Here is a 19421-nt window from a genome sequence, read left to right as displayed (position 1 = left end):
GAAAGCTGGTTCGGAAGCATACGCTATGACCGGATTTCCCACTTTATAAAAGCAATAAAAAACTGGGGATAACAGCGATCGGAAGGTTGTTCTGTCACCGGAGTGTCCAGTGTAAATATTCTTTAGTCAACTTATATACATAACAAGGCATCAGCGTTTCAGATCCAAACGTTTAACGAACTGAGCAAACCTTTTTGGGCCACTAATTGCAGATTATAGAATTTAACGAATCTCAGGCACTCTATTTCCTAATTTAGCCCGGTTTTTCAGTGTTTTCTCTGAAATACGCAGAAATAACGTGGATGAGATTCATTAGCTTTTGCCCCTCGATGTAAACCGTGGTATAAGGTGTATCAGGTTCGTTAGGGCATTGAGCACTGGGCATTGGGTATTGAGAAATGAGTACTGATCATTGAATAATGGACAATGATCAACGTGCACTCATTTACTTTTGATGCGCTGGTGCGTTGGTTCGTTGGATTACTTGCAGTTTGAAAATGTATCGTCATAGGCAGTAACCCAAAACCGCGAGCTTGTCCCATATCTGTCCCATCCTCACAATGCGTCGATGATGTCTCCGGCCAGTAGGGACGACGGGTCACCGCGCAGCAGGGTTGCTCGTTCGGCGGCCTGTCCGTGGAGATATACGCCGAACGCGGCAGCTTGCTCCGCGCTGAGCCCTTGGGCAAGCAGACCGGCGATGATGCCGGTCAATACGTCTCCGGTACCGCCAGTCGCCATGCCGGCGTGCCCGGTGGTGTTGATGTACGCCTCGCCGGATGGCGTTGCGATGACCGTTCGTGCTCCTTTGAGCACAAGGGTCACGCCCTGCTCGCGGGCGTATTTTGCAGCGTGTCCAATGCGGTCACGCTGCACTTCCTGGGTCGACATGCCCAACAGTCGGCCCATCTCGCCAGGGTGCGGCGTCAGGATTGTGGCCGCACCTCGCTGGCCCCAGTCGCGAGGCCCATGTGGGCCAGCGTCTGCCAGCATGTTGAGGGCGTCCGCGTCAATGACGAGCGGACGATCCGATTGTTGCCACAGACGGCGCAGCCAGTCTGTGTCGCCCTTGAAGCGGCCGAGGCCCGGGCCGGTCGCGAGCACGTCGCGGCTTTCCGCGAGACGCAGCACGACGCCCGCGGAAGCCGCGTTCCATTCGCCGCTGTCGCCATCGGAGGCGGCAGCGAGCATGAGCTCGGGCACGGTGCCGATGACATGCGGCAGCAGTGCCGCGGGCAGCGCCCATGTGGCGAGCCCGCAGCCTGCGCGCAGCGCGGCCTTGGCCGAGAGCAGGCCAGCGCCGCTCATCGGCAGACTTCCTGCGGCCAGCAATACGTGGCCGTAGGTGCCCTTATGGCCGTCCGGTGCCCGGAGGCGGCCTGTATCCACGCGCAGCGCACCGCGCAGCACCCCGTCCGTCAGCAGACGGACCGAGGGGCCATGCTCTGGCGCAAGCCGCGCGGGAATGCCGATGGCGCGCACCACAATGCGCCCCGCGGCAGAAGCGCCCGGGTACTGCACCAGCCCGCGCTTAAGCAGCGCGAGACATACGGTCACCCGGGCTTGAATGCAGGGCTCGTACACCTCTCCGGTGTCGGCGTCCAGCCCGCTTGGCACATCGGCGGACACGACCGGCTTGCCGCTGTCGTTCGCCGCCTTAATCAGCGCCGCGTAAGCTCCCCGCGGCGCCCCCCGCGACCCGGTGCCCAGCAACGCATCCACGATGCCTGTGCACCGGCTGAAGTCCACGGCTTCGCGCCCGTGGACAAGAGCAGGGATGCCAAGCTTCGCGGCGGCATCCCGTTGCACTGCGGCTTCGCCCCGCAGTGCATCAGGGGCATCGGCGTAGACCAATGTTACGCCAAGCCCCGCTTCAACCAAATGGCGTGCGGCCACCAGCCCATCGCCGCCATTATTGCCCTTGCCGATCAGCATGTACCACTGCTGATCTCCCGGGCGCTCCATCACCAGCGCCGGATCGGCGATGATGTCGCCACCATAACCTTGCCGATCACCGGGCCCGGTGTGTGCCCGCCTCGCATCGGTCTTGCTGCTATAGCCAAGCTGCCCTGAATCCACTAGCCGGCCTTCTGCCTGCCCTTCCCGACACAGCTTGATCACTTCCTCGGCTATGGCGCGACCTGCATTCTCCATCAGACTTGCTGCCGGAATACCGAGCTGATGAATGGTATGCTCGTCCACAGCTCTCATCTGTTCAGCGGTTACGATAAACAACGTTCATCCCTCCCCGTGACAAGCTCATCTCATACCTAAAAGCAACAACTTCGCACCTAAACTCTGCATCTTATATGTGTATCGCTATCTTTCCTCTTACCTCATCCAGTTACCACGATCCACTCGATACATCATCGAAAACTCTATCGATCCCGTGTACGAGACCTTCAGATTAAATCCATTCCAAAGCCTGTCTACGCTTAATAACCTACCGTAAACCGCGCTTGGATAAACTGCGGATCGTCCAATTCGTCCACCAAAGCCGCTGCAAAATCACCAACGGAAATAGAGCTTTCCCCGATATCATCCGTAATCACACGGTTCATGCCAACCCGGAACTGGCCTGTCCGACGTCCTGTTGTGATTGTCGCAGCAGGGCTCATGTAGGTCCAGTGAATGCCCGATGCTTCAATCAGTTCATATGCATCTGCATGTGCTTTCGCCAGTGGTTTGACTTCTTCCGGGAATCCCGGCGTATCCATCAGCCTATCACCGGAATCGGTTAGCAAGCTTCCCGCTCCACCAACTACAACCAGACGTCCTGCTTTTGCCCGACGCACACCCTCGATCAACGAACGTGTCACTTCCAGCATCTCTTCTTCTCCACCGAACTTCGGTCCATATGCACTCACAACCACTTCTTGACTCGCTGCAAAATCAGCCACCTGATCCGGGTTAAGCAGATCTCCCTGTTCTACACGCAAACGCTCATGAACCATCTCAATCTTCGAAGGGTCACGCACCACCGCTGTCACTTCATGCCCACGATCCATCAGCTCCCACAGTATCATCTTGCCAATCGCTCCGGTTGCTCCAAAAATGGCTACTTTCATATGAATTCCCTCTTTTCTGTAGATATCATCTTATCAACTTACCGTTATTTTAATACTTAATCCTATTGTTATATACCTTAAACGGCTCACGCCATCTTAAACCGGATGTGACATCTTGTAAACGTTAATGTTCATTCGCTTAACCTCTCCAACTATGCACCAGACCACGAACAACACTTCCCCAACCGCTTTTCCTTTCCATATCATTACCATAGACATCGCCAAAAAAGCCGCATTTGCGGCTTCAACATCACGTATTTATCTTACGTGGATAGTCTACTGAATGTTAGAAAATCAACAGCCTTCTGCGCCCAGATTCGCTCCGAATAAGCCTCATGCGCCATATCCTGTACAATATGAAGCTCAATCCTGCCCACAGTTCCAGACAGTTGCTTGTTTTCCATGATGTCCAGATATAACCTCTCCGTCTGTTCTACGGGACACAGTTGATCAGCCTGACCGTGAATGAGTTGAATATCCAACTCACTGAGTCCGGATACATAAGCTGTTGGGCTTCGATCCCGCAGGGCAGATTGATCATGCAAAAGCTCACCGATTTCAGTTTCCAAGAATGACCTCAGCTTTGCTCCTCCGCCCGCATACAGCCCTTCCAGATCCGTAAACGGTGCACAGGCAACCACAGTACTCCATAACGCCGGACTTTTACCTGCTACCAGCAATGCCAGATAAGCCCCATAGCTCACTCCATAGAGAGATACGTTTGAATAAGAAGATAACATCTGCTCCCGCATGAATTGGATGACATCTGCATCCACGCCGCCCCAATCGTTCTGAATGCGCATCCTGTAATCCGTGCCGAACCCTGAACTGCCGGGATAATTCAGCCCGATGACCCGCACTCCTGCTTGATATAATCCGCTGATGACCGGACTAAAGCTGTCAAACAGGCAATTATGAGGCCCACCATGAAGATAGATGACCACCAGTTCTGCGCCCTTTGGGTGCATGTCCATGTACGGAATCATGTCATGCCCATAACGAACCCATCCATAGATTACATCGGGTTCCTCTTCAGGATGGTTACCAATTCTCTCATCTCGCTCAACCGGGAAACGGGTAATCGTACGCGTTTGCTCCGAAAACCGGTATATCCCCGGCACCGGAGGACGTATGATAGATTCATATTTTCCGATCAAGCCCTGTCTGTCCTTGCTCAGGACAGCCTGTGTCAAGATTCCCGGATAATCATACAGCTCAAACATCTTCTCTCTGTCCAATGTATATTGAACATATTGCCACCTGCCGCAGGTTATCCCTTCGCAGAGGACTAGCTGTTGATGTGGATCGATTTGCATTCTAATCAGTTCAGAGAAGGGTTGTCTATCCCTTGAACATTCATGCACCCGATCCGCTCCCTGCCTAATCCATCCCGGCTGGAAGCCATCTTCCACAGGAATAGAAACGGCTATCAGATCCCCCTGCTTATCCATCACAGGGTAGGCATACTCCGTATAGGGTATTTCGGATGATGGATGGATATCTTCGGAATATGAATACACTCTTCCCAATCCACCAACGTTTACACCAACCTCTCGTGTTGACGCAGACCAGAATACAAATTGCGGATTATCCAGATCAGGAGTAACCCATCTCGCTTCATCCTTTTCTGGATCATAAAGACCTATACGGACAGCCCCTGAACGATGTCTAATGGAAAATAGCAGAATTAATTGCTCCCCTTGCCAAGCGGCCTGCTTCACTGGAAATGGAAACTTCACTAATAGGCTCTGTACCAGAATTAATTGCTTCTCATTCTCGTATATATGAAGCCATTTCCCCGCCTTTTCCTGTGTAATCACCAGAACACGGTTCCTGCCAATAAACTGAATATGCTGCGTGTGCTGATCTGACTCTGTCCCATGTTCAGAAAGGCTCTGCCGGCTATCCATGCGGCCTGTATCATCAAGACTGCACCATTCGCATGTATTGTCATCATAGCCCAAGAGCATACTCGTTCGTTCCTTGTTCACACTCATTCGTGTCAGGAATGGATAGCCCAACCGGATTTCCTCCTCTCATTCCAACACTTTAACTGCTCCCATCCCTCCAATTGCGATTCCAGTTTATCAATATACTGGTCCTGCGTGTATGCATCTAGGGGCGTAACGGTCCTCAGTCTGCCTAATGTTTCCCGAATCAACCTGATCTGTGGCAGACTGGCAACCGGCAGCCCCATCATCAATAGACGGTACACCCGGGATGCCCGTTCCTCTAACCCTTGAGTAATCAGCGCACCCGCGATTTCCACCGCACGGCCAAGCAGTTTGGAATGGATCGTGTTTGTCTTCATACGTAACAACTGAATCAACAGTTCATATTCTTGCTCCTGCTCACCCTGCTGTTGATGTAATACCATTTTTAATTGCAGTACATGCCCCAGCCAATCTGCGTACGTATCAACACATAACTTCTCCGCAGCCAGCAACGTCTTACCTGCCTCTGCATAGTGACCGGCTCGGAGCTGCAAGCCCGCAATGTTTAGTAACGTCTGAATCTGAAAAACTCGCTGATCGGGTCCATCAGGAAGCTGGCGTATACGCTGGCCCGCCTGTTGCTCCAACGTGATTGCACGTTCTACATTGCCCTCCTGCATCTCAATTAATGCTTCACCATTATCAAGCGCAGCCCATTTCCCAGTACGATACGTTTCAGTTAGTTCTTCATGGACAATGATTTCCCGAGCTTTCGAATAACAGTGTCGTGCTTCGGTATACTGCTTCCCGTTTTTGGTCAACAGCTGACCCAACTCAAACCAGAGTACTGCCTGCTGTGTCGCCGACAAACGTTGAAATAACGAATTATTGTCGAAAAAATGAAAACAGGACCTGTAGCGGGCCGGATCAGCCGATTTGGACAACAAAACCCAGGCCAGCCTATTGTAGAGCGCCAACGCTGCCTCTTTTTCCTTCCCTTTCTCCTTGCTTACCATTTGTAGATGTTCTTCCAACAAACGTCGAGTTTGATCGGGCGTATCCCTGACAATAGATACCGGAAGTTTGGGGATGTCCTCAGGATTACTCGCCATGGTTGGATATCGATGAAAAAAAAGCACTACACTTACTCCCCTTAATTTCTGTCGATACAGGATATAGTGGATGGCTCCCAGATCTGCAGGGTGAAGGTAGGAAGATACTTCAACCAGAACCCATTTTCGATTACCAGGCGTCCACCCTGATCTTTGGAATCTCAATAACGCATTTTTACATGCCACAAGATCATCTATTGGCTGAAATGGATTTAGTTGATAGATCAGCGGGAGAGTAGCATACGGATCACCAACCGCAATTTGTATAGCCTTATCCTGCCAATGCGTTCTCAGTTTGTGAATTTCATGCTTCACCGCATCTGATGTCCCATCAACGACAAACAATCCAGGTTCATGACTCACACGAAACCATTTACTTCTCAGATCATGATAATCCGTACTTTCCAGTGAGACAGGCATCATGAAAGTTCACTCTCTTTCGTGATTCGGCATACGTGTATAAGCTCAGGCACCTGTTGTAAATTCAGCGCCGTCATCAATTGATAACTGCCCCGGTTGTTTGCATCAAGTGAAGCTTTAATCCACTGATCCGGATCTGAACTGCACCGATGGAGACCATATGCAGCAAGCCAACGGGCCCAACCTTGACGCTTCGCTTCTGGTATTGTGAATATATGAGCAAGGAGTACACTGCCAAACTCATCGCTTAACAGGCAGCCCCCGATCTTCCTTCCTCCCAGTTCCACAAGCCCGGAACCTTTCAGCAGCTTGCCATATACACCCTGATAAATATCTCCGATAGCTTGACGAGCAGCTTCCCAACTTGGACAGGTAGGATCACTGGCCTGGAGCAAGTGTGCAAGGGAATCCGCCTGCCCCTCCGCAGACATCCAAACTGCGTCTTCATTAGGCATAGCCGGCACGGGAACGTCCTTCAGCTTGCCGAAAAATCGATACCGATGGGCAAGAACATCCGCCCGGTATCCAAGCTTCTCCCACGGAAATGAGGCAGGAGCAGTTGCATATAGAGAGGACCATGTGATTTTATCCAAAATGGATGACATTCGATTCTCCCAATAAAGATTGGAATGTGTTTCACTCCATAAATCCAATGTATACTGCCCCTCACCCTGATCAATCATCATGAACGAAGATAGGGTTTCGTCGTTTCCAGGTTCAACTGCATAATAGCGAGCACCCGTCTTCCCCGATTCGTGCTGGCATTGTGGCAGGATATCAGATATGGATGTTAGCATCATACGCTTTCCCCTCCCTGTTATAATCGAAACCTGAATAAACCAGCGGTTCGGATGCAACAGACGGATAAAAACGGCGTAGCAGGAACGTATAGATCCCCATATAACCGGTCATATAATCCGGGGAGAAGGACTCCATGTCCTCCAGAGGCCACATCCATATGTCTTCCTGTGGATCACTTCGCAATACATACAAGCTCTGTGTATACTCCGCTAGTTTGGTTTCATATCTGCCTGGGAACTTGCGGTTAGCCAAGAGTAGAAAATCGCCATTGCCTGCAATTCCGTGACACTGCCCAAAAGAAGCAAATACCGTTGCCTGTGCCACTGCATCCGCTGCTTGAAGTCCAAGTCTGGTACAGAGGGGATCTTGTAAAATATCAGCCGCTGCCATCAAAAATCGACCAATACCCGCCGATCCATTACACCAATGTACCCAGAGTGTATCCGGTTTTTCCGGGGATGCAGGCCACAGGCTCACGCCATTCTGTCCTCCATGACTCGTACGATCAAGTGTATCTACAATTCGCTTCACAGCAGAATAGTACACTTCCTTTCCTGTACGCTCCGCCAAAGCAAGCAGATAATATCCGATACCTGCGATGCCATGAGAGAACCCAAGGGAATGATGGCCTTTTTTGTCCGATTTATCTTTCACTTTCCACAAACTCAATGATTCATCTGTCTGCTCTTCTTGTTCCAGAATATAAACTCCCAGTTCCTCTGCTCTTGCCAGAAGTTCAGGGCGGCCGCCAATACGGTATATTTCAAGCAGCATCAATCCCAACCCCGCCGCTCCATGACTAATATTGGTCTGTACTGGCTCATGCCGGGTGATTTCCAATGCCAGATCCTCTGCACGTCGAAACAACGATGGATCATTTATTCGTTCAGCTGTCTCTGCAAGTGCCCAGGGAACAGCGCCATATCCAAAGTATAGTGCTACAGGTGTCTCATCTGGAACGTAAGGTTGATTCGTCAAAATCCATTCCAATACTTCACGTGCATATTGATGGTATTGTCTGTTTTGTGTAATCTGTCCAAGCTGATTAAAACCAAAGATCATCCCTGTCCAGCCAAAGTTGAAATTCGCCGGATGAAACATCTTGCTCATGCTGTTTTCCGGGAACAGTTGCAAGGGGTTATTAAAATCAAGAGAAGTGTACAGCGTGTTTACCATGCGCTCTGCCTGACGGAGTACTTCTTCTGGCTCCATATTGCATTCATCCTTCTCTATTACATCCATGCTTCCTCCTGAATTGACCTCTTGCTGCTCCAGCAATGCAACCAGTGTTTCACGAATTTCTGATAACTCCACATATCCGCCAGACATGATCTCGATGCCCAGACTTCCCAAGCCACGAAGCTGTGTATTACTCTGATGATCCAGATAAGCCTGTGCAGCTTCCAGATGGGATTGCCGATATTTCAGATAGGGGTCGATGGATGAAGCCATGTAATAGAAGACGCCTCCCAGTGCATACAGATCATCCGCATAAATGGATCGCCTGCTGTGTTCACGTCCCCGTGGCACATAGCCCGGAGTATGACCGGTCAATGGATCGGCCTTACTCTCATCACTTCTGACATAAGCCAGTTCAAGATCAATCAGGCGTACACTTCCGTCCGTCAGCACAACAATATTGTTGGGCGTCAGATCATTGATCACAATTCCTTTATCGTGACATTGCTGCACCATATTGAGAATATGTATACCCATCCGATGCATATCCGCCCGGTTGTAATCTGCGGCTACATGTCTGCGATGGATATATTCACGCAAGCTGATGCTTTCAAAATACTCCAGGATCAGATAGCGGTTATTTTCAGTGCTGAACAGATCAAGCGGTCGTGGGGTAACCCCCGTATCTTTCATCAGATCAAGCACGTGATATTCATTATCCAGATAGTCATGAGCAGAGCGCCCATTACCGTCTACACGCATGCGGTGGACCGCTTCTTTCATGACAGCCTGTTCGTACGATGTGCCAGAGATGAGAAATACTCCTCCCTTGCCGGACTTCTTGAGAACACGTCTCACACGAATATTTCGTATACCAAACTCATTGTTATTGGAATCGGAGTAACGAGAAGCAGCCTGATCCTTCCCAGTGGCTTGAATCCGCAGTAACTCCTCAGGTTCATTCACCCACTCCGGTTTATACCTGCCGGGTGTTCTTCGATCCTCCTCCAGCTTACCTTCCGGATTCTGGATCGCATACACTTTTGCACCCGAGTAACGGTCATAGTAGAAACGATCAGTGAATGCACCATATCGATAAAATACACACTGGCTACCGAGGTATGCCCGATCTGTCGGAATAGCTGGTCCTTTCAGATCGCTTGTACATGAATGCATGAGCTCAAGTAATTTCAAGAACTGCTCTTCGTCTCGTGCGTAAATGGTGACACACTTCCCAGTCTGAGGGAGAGGTATGGAACCGTTAGATGTTTCAATCAGTTTCAGCCCGCTGCTCACTACTTTCCATTGCACATCATTTTCTGTGAGAACAGGTGCAATGCGTCGCAGCAATTCAGCCCCTTCCACAGGGATAACAGACAGATGAATTTTCCAGCCCTGTGCGGGAAGCCTTAATTCTTCCGGTCTAAAACAAATCCAATGGCCGTCATTCGACCATTGGATGGATTGGGGAAGTTCCCGGATTATATGTTCCAAAGCGTTCTCAAAGGCGTCCTTCTTGGGCGTTACGCTTGCGAATTTCAATGAGAATCACTCCTTTTTGAATAAAGTAAGAGGGGGAGGTACAATTATTTTAGTAATGCGCGAAAATCAAAGACTTATCTTTCAAATGATTTAGTGAATAGAGCGTGTAAAGAAGTTCCTAGCTCTCAACAACGATTGTTTGTGAGCTAGTCCAGCTGCAAACTGTACACAAGCTTGTTTCCTCAAACATGTTGTTATCCTCTTCAACCTCTAGTGCCATCAAATCCTGTACAGATAAAATTTCCTTGTTTTCCATGATATATTACCTCCCATTTGTCTCCCCCTCTTATAAACCAAATTCTACATAAAATTTGATATTCCTTCTTTTAAATTGAATTATTTTACATAAATTATTCACTCAATCCATTTATTTCACCTGATCATGTCAAATTACTTGTTTCCTCGGACTAAAAAGAGGCGCAATATGACATCAGAATCCAGACTACATCGAGGTCGTTTGTTGCCGGGTACGCTTGCTCCGTTCTTCACGGAAAGGTCGGACAAACAGGCTTGCCATACCCATACATATAACAAATGTACCAATCCCCATGTACACCCATGAAGGGTTGTACGTTTCAATGAACCACCCTCCCAGCAACAAACCAAGCGGATTACTAATGCCACTCATCAAGACACCCATACTGTTCATGACACGTCCTCTCTTTTCTTCCGGGGTGGATAAAAGAATGGAAGTAACCAATGGTACATTCACAAGAGCTAGTCCCATCATCAACAAAAATGAACATGCAATCGCAATATACAGATTAGGAAACATCGGCATGAGCAACAAACTTGTGCCTGAGATGAGATAACTGATCAAAAACCAGTGAGCGAGCGAGAGTCGTTTGGCATATTTACCACTAAGCAGAGAACCTGCAATACTGCCAGCGGCAAAGGCTGACTGAAGCAGACCGTAGCCTTGTGGTCCGGCTTGCAGCACCATATTGGCAAAAATCGGCGTGAAAATGTGCAGTGGTGCACCTGCAAAATTGATAATGGCTCCAAAGATAATGCAGCACGCCAAAATTTTACGGGAAAACAGGAATGTAATTCCCTGCATGCTATCTTTAACAAAACCGGAGACTCCTTTTTGTTTCACGACTTTGGTTACAGGGATGCGGATAAAGAAAATGGATATGGCGGATAGCAGAAATGTAACGGCATAGATGAACAGGATGGACTGAACGGAGATGAGCGCGATCAATATTCCCCCCAAGGCGTATCCAAGCAATTCAATCGTTTTGGAGGAAGAGTTCAGTAGTGCATTGGCTGGAGCTAATTGTTTTGTAGGTTCTGGCAAAATAGCGGGGATGACTGTCTGGGTTGCGGGATTGAACAAAAAACCAAGGATGGCAATGAGCAGATTGGCTGCGTAAATATGCCACGGAAGCATGGCTCCTGTCATGAACAAAAGTGCCAATATGCAAGCTATGCCTGCACGCAATATATCTGTCCAGATCAAAAGCTGCTTTTTCGGCAGGCGATCACTGATCGTAGCCAAGGGAATGCCCAAAAATGCATAGATCAAGTACGGTAGCATCGGAATCAGCGCAGCAGCAAGTGCCGACTCCGTTAATTGGAGGATATACCACATCGTCGCCATAGAAAATAAAATCTGACCTGCGCCAGAAATCAACCTGCCAACAAGAAGCACAACAAAAGAAGGAAGGCGCAAAACCGCTCGATAGCTGTCGCCACGAATCTCACTTTTCATCTTTTTCACGCACCTCTCCCTCGTACGTAACAGATTCATCATCACTATTACGATGCAGACGCGTAACCAAACCTGAATCTCGAATGGTCTGTTGTATCTTGGCTTTTACCCGTTCCAGTTCAGCCGTATACTCGCGTATCTCGTTCAATAAGGTCTGATGGGTTCGTATGCCTTCCCTAATCAACATTGCAGTCGCATCAGAACGGTTTTTGGCTAATTCAAGAAATACAAGCTGATCTATGATATCAATCTCTTCCTGACTTAATCGGACGGAAACAACTCCCTTGGCTCCCGAAAGATTTTTGTTCGCCTGCTCCACAGATCGTTCCACCATCTGGTTAAACTGAGCTTTCTGGTCATTGTACATATTCAATTCCTCCATTCTTCACGAGTGCACCCGTATATCGTAATTTGTAAATCGTAAACTGGTTTTAATTTACATTATACCTGTAAATAATTGGTTGTAAAGCAAAAAACCTTTGGATTTATCCAAAGGTTCGCCGAATATGTTATTTAACTAGTTCACTAATCTCCCTGCCTCCACCACATACCCTCCGATTTTGGGCTGGTGTATTCAAATCCAAATTGAGCATAAAGTTGATCAGCCGGAACATCCGCCAGCAGACTGACCAAACCACGGGCAGGTACTGCTTTACGCAGATAATTCATAATCTCGCTCATGATCAGTTTTCCATACCCCATTCCCTGAACATCCGGGTGTACAGCAATATCGACGACCTGAAAGAAACAACCTCCATCTCCAATCACTCGCCCCATGCCTATCAGCATATCCTCTTCACGCAGACATACGGCAAACAGGCTATTCGGTAATCCAATCTCCGCCCCTTCTCTGCTCATTGGGCTAAGACCCGAAATCTGCCGTAAGGCAAGATACTCCACCGCTGCAGGTGGTGTGTGTTCAATACTCACATGATCCATGATTTGTGCCCCTTTCTGCTTGAATTCATCTACTTCCTGTGTAATAGTGAGAGAATGCTTACGTGAAGCGTGTTTCATGATACGTGAAGTTGGTGCAAAGGAGGAACAAGTGTGTTTCAACGTTGGATTGAAGATCTAACATCGCGCTCAGGCACTGTGGCTGTGCTGTTTGGAGTCATGGCTTTGCTTCTGGGGATATACATATGGTCTGCCACTGAAGTTCGCCGCAGCCACGAAAGGCGAATGCAAAGGATACGAGATACATTATACATAAGTACAGCCCTCTTGGGACAACTTACCATCCAGGAAAATCGGAATTATGAACGATCGGAACACGAACATAATGATCTGATCACAGCAATGTTAACCTGCAAAGCCGCATCTTACCTATCCCCTCAGCTACAGGACCAGATCCGTGACTGTATTAAGGATCATGATCCTGCCAGAATCGGACTGATGCACAGAGCACTGGAACGGGAATGCACCGTATTATCGGATGAACTCAGCCGGGATACTCATGCAGATCATTGGGGCACAGCGGTCTGGACCATCCTTCGGCCCGTAGCCGAACCAGCCGCACTGGCGGCCACAGGGTTTCTGGTTACAGATCTGGTATTTCGTCAGCGAATGTTGGACGTCCCTGTGGACTCATGGGACAACATCTTGCCATGGATTCGCGCAATTTCCCTGATGATCACCATAATATATGGTTACCTGCTCTGGGCTAGCCCCCAACGGGATAGGCCGGGTACAGTAACCAAATTGCTCTCCTTGCTGATCGCGCTATGCTCCTCGCTCCATCTGATTGGACCTGTTGCTGCGCCCTACGCACTGGGATTACAATTAATCCTGTTCACTTCAGGCTTCAGTCTGACCGGAACACGCTCTCGAAGTGATCGCCCCTACGCAGGACATACGGATTTGGAACCAACAAAGCAAGTCTCTACGGAGCTGGAAGAGAATACACGTCGTACATCTGGTACCAACACCGACGAGTAACTAACGCATTCAGCCCATCACCATCTTCGAGTGAATTTTCAACATCTATATTCTGCATGTCTCTTACCACGTAAAAAAGGGCTGAAACTACATTGTAGTTTCAGCCCTTTTTTATATTACTAATTTTGTCTTGCGAAGAATGATTGGCAGCTTATTCTGTCATCGAAGTGGCATGTGTAATATTTTTTTTAGTTCAATTTATATAATGGATAATTACTTCGCTTATTTGGCTACAACATGTGCAATGATACGACCTTTTTCGTATGTGACCGTAACGTTATAACCATCTGCGGTTACACTGTCGAATTCACCTGTAATTCCATTAGCGGTGATTAACGTAATATCTTTGGAACCTTCAATCTTATGGTTGGACAAGTCTAGTTTGAGACTTCCTCCATCAATGTAGAGCTTTCTGCCGACATTCAGTTGACTGTTGTCACCATCTACAACCAATTCCAGCGTACCGTTATCCATGGTGAAGTTTCTATTCAAGGTTAATGCTCCGTCGACATTCACAACAACGGTTCCATTTTCCACATACAGATCACCTGTACCCAAAGCCGTTGCGGATTCGGCTACCAACGTTCCTGCTTGCAGCAAGGTTCCGCCTGTGTAGCTGTTGTTGCCTGTCAGGGTAAGTGATCCTGTTCCCTTTTTCGTGAGCATTCCACTACCGGTGATATCATTTCTCCACCAGTCTTCAGCATTGAACCGTCCTTTGGAAGCATCCATATCCACAGTTACATTGTTCAAGAATGCACCGTATCCATCCGCAGCCGTGACCAGATCAATTCTACCCCAGCCCTTGGAATCATCCAGTACAGGATATCCAGAGTCAATGGATGTTGTATACAATACTTGTCTGCGTTGCTCATCTGTTAGATACGGTTGACGCGTTTCCAACAGAGCTTCTGCTCCTTGCGGTACAACGGGAGCCAAACCTTTGGTTCCTGTTTGTGGTAGACCGTAAGTCATCTTCTCTCTATAGAAGGCTTTATTGGCATCATGATCTTCCCATTTGTGTTCATCATAAGCACTCTTGAACGTGTAATCTTCGGTTACGGTGTGTGCATACTCATACAGACTCATATTTTTTTCCTTGGCTGCGGCTCCAAATACTCCTCCTGCATTCTCATAGCCTTTCTCTAACACATCTTTGTTCTCAGCCTTATTAAGTGCATATGCAGCCATGGCTGTGGACTGTATTCTTCCTCCTATAACATCAAGCGGCGAGTGCATCCCCGTTACGACTCGATTCTCGCCCAGCTGAGCTGCTCTCGTTAACAATTCAGAGAATCGTTCTGGTGTAGCGTATGCCAAAGGAAATACGGATAAGTAAGCTGCACTGGTATGTCCGCTCGGAAATCCGCCATCTTTTCCTCTTCCATCCTCAGCGATTCGTTTGACATAAGTTAACGCAGGAATAAGCTTAACGTTGGTTTCGTATTGCTGGTAATGTTTTTCTCCGGTTGATTTGGTGCCGCCTGAAGCCAGAGGTACTTCTTTTTTCTCACCTTCGCCCAAGGTTTCCCATACAGGCAGTCCTTTGCTGTCAACAACTTCTTTCACTTCTCCATTGGAATTCATTCTCCACGGTCTAGGGGAAGAGTAGAAATATTTAGAGGGATTAGATGAAGCAGGAATTTTGAATCGAACCAGATCAACTAAATGGACCAAGTCTGATAGTTCTGTTTTTTCCTCCCAATCTCCAATACCTTGGCTTTCATCTTCCACGGTTTCTTCGGTCAATACCACATTCATCTCGTCCACCGTTCGTTCAACGTTTGTCTTTGGCTTGATGATATCTACATACGTGTTAGCCAACGGACCAAAGCCCTCCATCACGCTGTAAATCTTATCCCTTTGGTCATCATAGTAGGCTGCCAAAGCCTCTTCACCCGTGCGGTTTTGCGTGACCTTTTCTACATATCTGATATTGGCTTCCCAAGTCGCTTTGTTTCGGATCTCTTCATTTGCATATGTTTTCTGATCATCGACGGCTACGGTTGGATCATTCTTAAAGCCGTCATAATATGGGGACGGTCCATCTCCATACTTTGCATTCTTTCCGTCAGCTCCAATTTTGGTTGCCGCCGTTCCATCTCTCCAGTCCGCTTGGTTCATGGACCATACTTGATCAAAACCGTCCAAAATATCAATGAACGGATTGGTCTCCGCAATATTTTTCAAGGTGTCGTCTCCAGCATTGGCCCCGTCCTTCACGGCGGACAACCGAGCTTCATCTGCTGGAGGATTAACATTCAGTACGGCTGCCGTTCCTTTTGGCTTAGCTGGTTTGGCAGCCGTAGTCGCATCTGCTTCTACCGCCTTAACGAGTGCTGACACGGCTTCGGCACGAGTAATGGAATTAAGCGGCTTGAAGCTTCCATCTGCATAACCAGCGATAATTTTCGCTGCTGCCGCTCCACCTACTGCTCCCTTGCTCCACGCTGCAATAGACGATGAATCGCTAAAGACATTTGCTGCTGTTTCATTCAATTCCAAATTTAGAATACCGGCAATCACTTTAGCTGCTTCTTGACGGGTGATCGGATCTTGCGGCTTCATTGTGCCATCGGTGTATCCATCTATATATCCATTCGCATTTGCAATAGAAATTGCTTCGTAATACCATGCACTCTCAGACACATCGTTAAAGGTAATTTTAGCTTGTCCGGAATATCCAAACGCTCCATTTACCAAATTCATAAATTCTGCTCTGGTAATATACGTGTTCGGTTTGAATGAACGATCCAGGTAACCTCGAATTAATCCTTCATCACCCCATGCTTGAATATTTGCTTCCGCCCAGTGTCCCTTAATATCAGAGAACTGAATCTTCTGATCGGCTGCAAAACTCTTCTCTGCAAATGTCGGACCTACCATAGACAACATTAGAAGTAATGCCAGTGACTTTTTAAGTGGTTTTCTCATGGCTTGCAAATACACGCTCCCATTATGGTAAATTATTTTTTTGCTTCTGCATCTGCAAATAAGTAAGAAAGTCTCTATACAGATGTCTGATCTGCCGTTACTGTAGCATTAGGGAGCGTTTCGCATCTATAGAACAAATTCCGTTTTATATCAAAATCGTACGTTCCGATGATTTCTGCCCTCAAAAAACAGAGGAGATACTACTTTCGTTAATTATAATATCCTTTTATGTAAACGCTTTATTAAATTAGTGTAAAATGTGGAGAAGAAGTTTGTTAAATTTCGATCAACATGATTTCTAGTCCTCGGCCTGCTATATAATGATGAAGTTGTTTAGACACGAGAAACGAAGGGGGAAAAAGAATGCATAAGCCATTTCAGTCTGTGAGATCCAAGATGGTTCTTTCCTACCTTGCTGTCGTTCTTGTCATTGCGCTTCTTTTCGGCTCCATTCTATACCTCTTCTTCTCCCATCAATACAGCAAAGAAATTCGAATCAATAATCAGCTGTCGCTGAAAAGCACTGTCAATTATATTGAGAGCTCTGTGATCCAGAAGGTGAATCAGGTCTATCTGTCCCTGGCACTCGGTAACGCCGCAAGTATCGACTTAGATAGCTTAAAAGGAAACCACAGCAAAATCCTGGACATCGAACAGTCCCTCAAAAATATGGTGCAAAATTATTCCGATCTCATTGAAGCTATTCATGTGTACGATACGAAGAACCACTTCATCGTCTCATCTGTATATGGGCTATTGCTCTATGAGGACACGCCTTCGAGTATGGATCATACGACGGATTGGATTGCTGCGATGAAAGAGACTCCAGAAAGCTCCTTATGGATGAAGACTCGCATGGTGCCTCAGGATGCTTATATCGAATCACGAGAACAGGGCAACATGAGTCCTCTAATTTCCTATGTCCATAGTTACCCGTTTCAATCGTCTGGACAAGAGAGCAAAGCCATGATTGCGATTGATATCAAAGAATCAGCGATCAGTCAGATCATTAAAAATATGCTCCCTGCTGACTATGCGAATACATTAATCATCGATCAGGACGGAACCGTCATATCTGCCGCGGACAAAACGTTGATAGGCAGCTCCACGGAGGAGAATCTGACGCAGTCGCTGCTCACCTTTCATTCTTCAGATGAGAGCTTCACACCTGTATTTAACTATGACTCTCATGTCGTTACCCAAGATCAATTTAAAGGAAATGCATGGAGAATCTACACAACCACACCGAATGAAAGCTTCTATTATAAATTGGATAGCTTAAAAGAAATTTCGGTTCTTCTCGGCTTGTTGGCTGTCGCGGTTGGGATAGCGATGTCGTCCATCTTTACCAGGGCCAACTATAGTCCTCTTAAACGAATCATGAATAACATCAAGAGCCGGATGGATAGCCCAGCCAGCTTAAAGCAGGACGAATACCGGTTCATCGATACAACGTTTAACAGTCTGTCCAATAAAGTTGATAGTCTTGAAGAAACACTCCAAGCCAATCACAAGATGATTAAGCATAGTATCATGCTTAATATGTTAAATAATCGATTTACAACGGAGGAGCTTACGGAGCAACTGCAATCTATTCATATTTCGATGGCCTACACTCGCTTCCGCTGCATCGTCATTGACCCCGTTAATGAGAAGTGGAAGGATCTGCAGCCACGACAGTTGCAGCATACGTTGTATACGATGATCCAGCAGCTGGAGATTGCAGAAATGGATGGAACTCAACTGCTGGCAGAGGAATTGCAGGATCACAAAATAGCAGTAATCATCTGTACCAACCAACCCGAAGAACCTCTCTCTGATCACATTGTAGACTTTATTCACGCTGAGGCGAGCAGCAGATTTGGTCTGGAATTTGTACTATCGTTAGGCGGATGGGTAGAACACTTTACGAAGATTCACACAAGCTATCATCAGGCGAATACCCTGATTCGATACAGCTACTTCTTTCCCGAGCAGTCTGCCATTCAGAATCTTGATCTTCTGAACAGGGAAGCCAGCAGTTTGGAGATCCCGGAGTCATACCTGGTAAACTTTGAAAAGAAATTGCAGGCTCGGGATGTGCAAGGCACAGTTGAGGCCATTCAGGAATTGGTCGCGACATTAAAGGAAGGCTCCTATTCCGCCGAATACAGTCGGATCATCTTATTAAAAACGGTATCTATTTACGCTGAGTGTATTCATCAGGTGCGCCTGCAACCCGCCGAGGCGAGTTCATTGAATCTGTACAAGCAATTTTCATTGTTCTACAATATCAACCGCTATTCAGAATGGATGATTCATCTCGTGACCGAATTTGTGATGCATATGGAGAAGCGAAGTGAGGTACGAAGTGTGGATACCATCTCGGCTGTCAAAGCCTATATTCACGAGCACTTATCGGGCGATCTCACGCTGGATCATGTTTCAGAGCAAGTATTCATCAGCCCTAAATATCTCAGTAAACTTTTCAAGGAAGAAACCGGGATTGTTTATTCCGAATATGTTACGAATCAGCGAATGGAACGCGCACGGGAACTCATGACACAGCGTGAAATTACGGTTGAGCAGGTCGCAAGTACGGTCGGTTACCGTACCCCTGCCTATTTCATTAAGAAGTTCAAAGAAATTCACGGCTGTACACCAAAAAACTTCATGCGCAGTCTAATCGAACAGGGATCTATATAGGTTCAATTAAGCATATTTACACGGACACTCCCATGACAGAACAACCTTCCGATCACTATATAGTATTTAAAATTAGTAAAGGAGCTGCTATGAA

General features: G+C 47.5%; 13 protein-coding genes. 2 read left to right on the top strand and 11 right to left on the bottom strand.

What is annotated here, in order from left to right:
- Positions 1-555: 555 nt before the first annotated feature.
- The 10 genes from FE296_RS14280 to FE296_RS14240 all read right to left on the bottom strand — a co-directional run bounded on the left by FE296_RS14280 (position 556) and on the right by FE296_RS14240 (position 12709).
- Positions 556-2235: an NAD(P)H-hydrate dehydratase gene (locus FE296_RS14280; protein ID WP_150365370.1), complete on the bottom strand. Its 1680-nt coding sequence runs from the start codon at positions 2233-2235 to the stop codon at positions 556-558.
- Between the two features lie 200 nt (positions 2236-2435).
- Positions 2436-3068 carry an NAD(P)-dependent oxidoreductase gene (locus tag FE296_RS14275; protein WP_150365368.1) on the bottom strand — a complete coding sequence of 211 codons (633 nt, stop codon included), beginning with the start codon at positions 3066-3068 and terminating at the stop codon, positions 2436-2438.
- A gap of 263 nt (positions 3069-3331) precedes the next feature.
- Positions 3332-5089, bottom strand: coding sequence for an alpha/beta hydrolase family protein (locus FE296_RS14270; RefSeq protein ID WP_150365367.1), 1758 nt, complete (start codon positions 5087-5089; stop codon positions 3332-3334).
- The gene (locus FE296_RS14265; RefSeq protein ID WP_124117888.1) at positions 5071-6537 is read right to left on the bottom strand and encodes a hypothetical protein; all 1467 of its coding nucleotides are present in this window, start codon (positions 6535-6537) and stop codon (positions 5071-5073) included. Before FE296_RS14265 ends, FE296_RS14270 begins: the two co-directional genes overlap by 19 nt.
- Complete coding sequence (locus FE296_RS14260; protein WP_150365365.1) at positions 6534-7334, bottom strand: hypothetical protein; 801 nt, start codon at positions 7332-7334, stop codon at positions 6534-6536. The genes FE296_RS14265 and FE296_RS14260 overlap by 4 nt, the downstream gene beginning before the upstream one ends.
- Positions 7312-10056: a lanthionine synthetase LanC family protein gene (locus FE296_RS14255; RefSeq protein ID WP_150365363.1), complete on the bottom strand. Its 2745-nt coding sequence runs from the start codon at positions 10054-10056 to the stop codon at positions 7312-7314. Before FE296_RS14255 ends, FE296_RS14260 begins: the two co-directional genes overlap by 23 nt.
- Positions 10057-10174: 118 nt before the next feature.
- Positions 10175-10312 (bottom strand): hypothetical protein, encoded by a 138-nt coding sequence (locus FE296_RS32745; protein WP_161799395.1) that lies wholly within the window; start codon positions 10310-10312, stop codon positions 10175-10177.
- Between the two features lie 186 nt (positions 10313-10498).
- Positions 10499-11770: an MFS transporter gene (locus FE296_RS14250; RefSeq protein ID WP_190945224.1), complete on the bottom strand. Its 1272-nt coding sequence runs from the start codon at positions 11768-11770 to the stop codon at positions 10499-10501.
- On the bottom strand, positions 11760-12137 hold the full coding sequence (locus FE296_RS14245) for a ribbon-helix-helix domain-containing protein (protein WP_150365360.1): 378 nt from the start codon (positions 12135-12137) through the stop codon (positions 11760-11762). Before FE296_RS14245 ends, FE296_RS14250 begins: the two co-directional genes overlap by 11 nt.
- 158 nt (positions 12138-12295) lie before the next feature.
- Entirely contained in the window at positions 12296-12709 is a 414-nt protein-coding gene (locus FE296_RS14240) for a GNAT family N-acetyltransferase (RefSeq protein WP_150365358.1), read from the bottom strand.
- 111 nt (positions 12710-12820) lie between these two features.
- Between FE296_RS14240 and FE296_RS14235 the strand changes: the two genes are divergently transcribed.
- On the top strand, positions 12821-13708 hold the full coding sequence (locus FE296_RS14235) for a hypothetical protein (RefSeq protein WP_150365356.1): 888 nt from the start codon (positions 12821-12823) through the stop codon (positions 13706-13708).
- 222 nt (positions 13709-13930) lie between these two features.
- On the opposite strand, the gene FE296_RS33925 is transcribed toward FE296_RS14235, so the two are convergent.
- Positions 13931-16642 carry an S-layer homology domain-containing protein gene (locus FE296_RS33925; protein ID WP_317889414.1) on the bottom strand — a complete coding sequence of 904 codons (2712 nt, stop codon included), beginning with the start codon at positions 16640-16642 and terminating at the stop codon, positions 13931-13933.
- 363 nt (positions 16643-17005) lie between these two features.
- Between FE296_RS33925 and FE296_RS14225 the strand changes: the two genes are divergently transcribed.
- Complete coding sequence (locus FE296_RS14225; protein ID WP_150365353.1) at positions 17006-19327, top strand: AraC family transcriptional regulator; 2322 nt, start codon at positions 17006-17008, stop codon at positions 19325-19327.
- Positions 19328-19421: the final 94 nt, after the last annotated feature.

Origin of the sequence: Paenibacillus sp. UASWS1643 (assembly GCF_008693195.1) — a bacterium.
GTDB lineage: Bacteria > Bacillota > Bacilli > Paenibacillales > Paenibacillaceae > Paenibacillus > Paenibacillus amylolyticus_B.
Note: the sequence above shows the minus strand (reverse complement) of the source record. Positions and strands in the feature narration are given on the sequence as shown.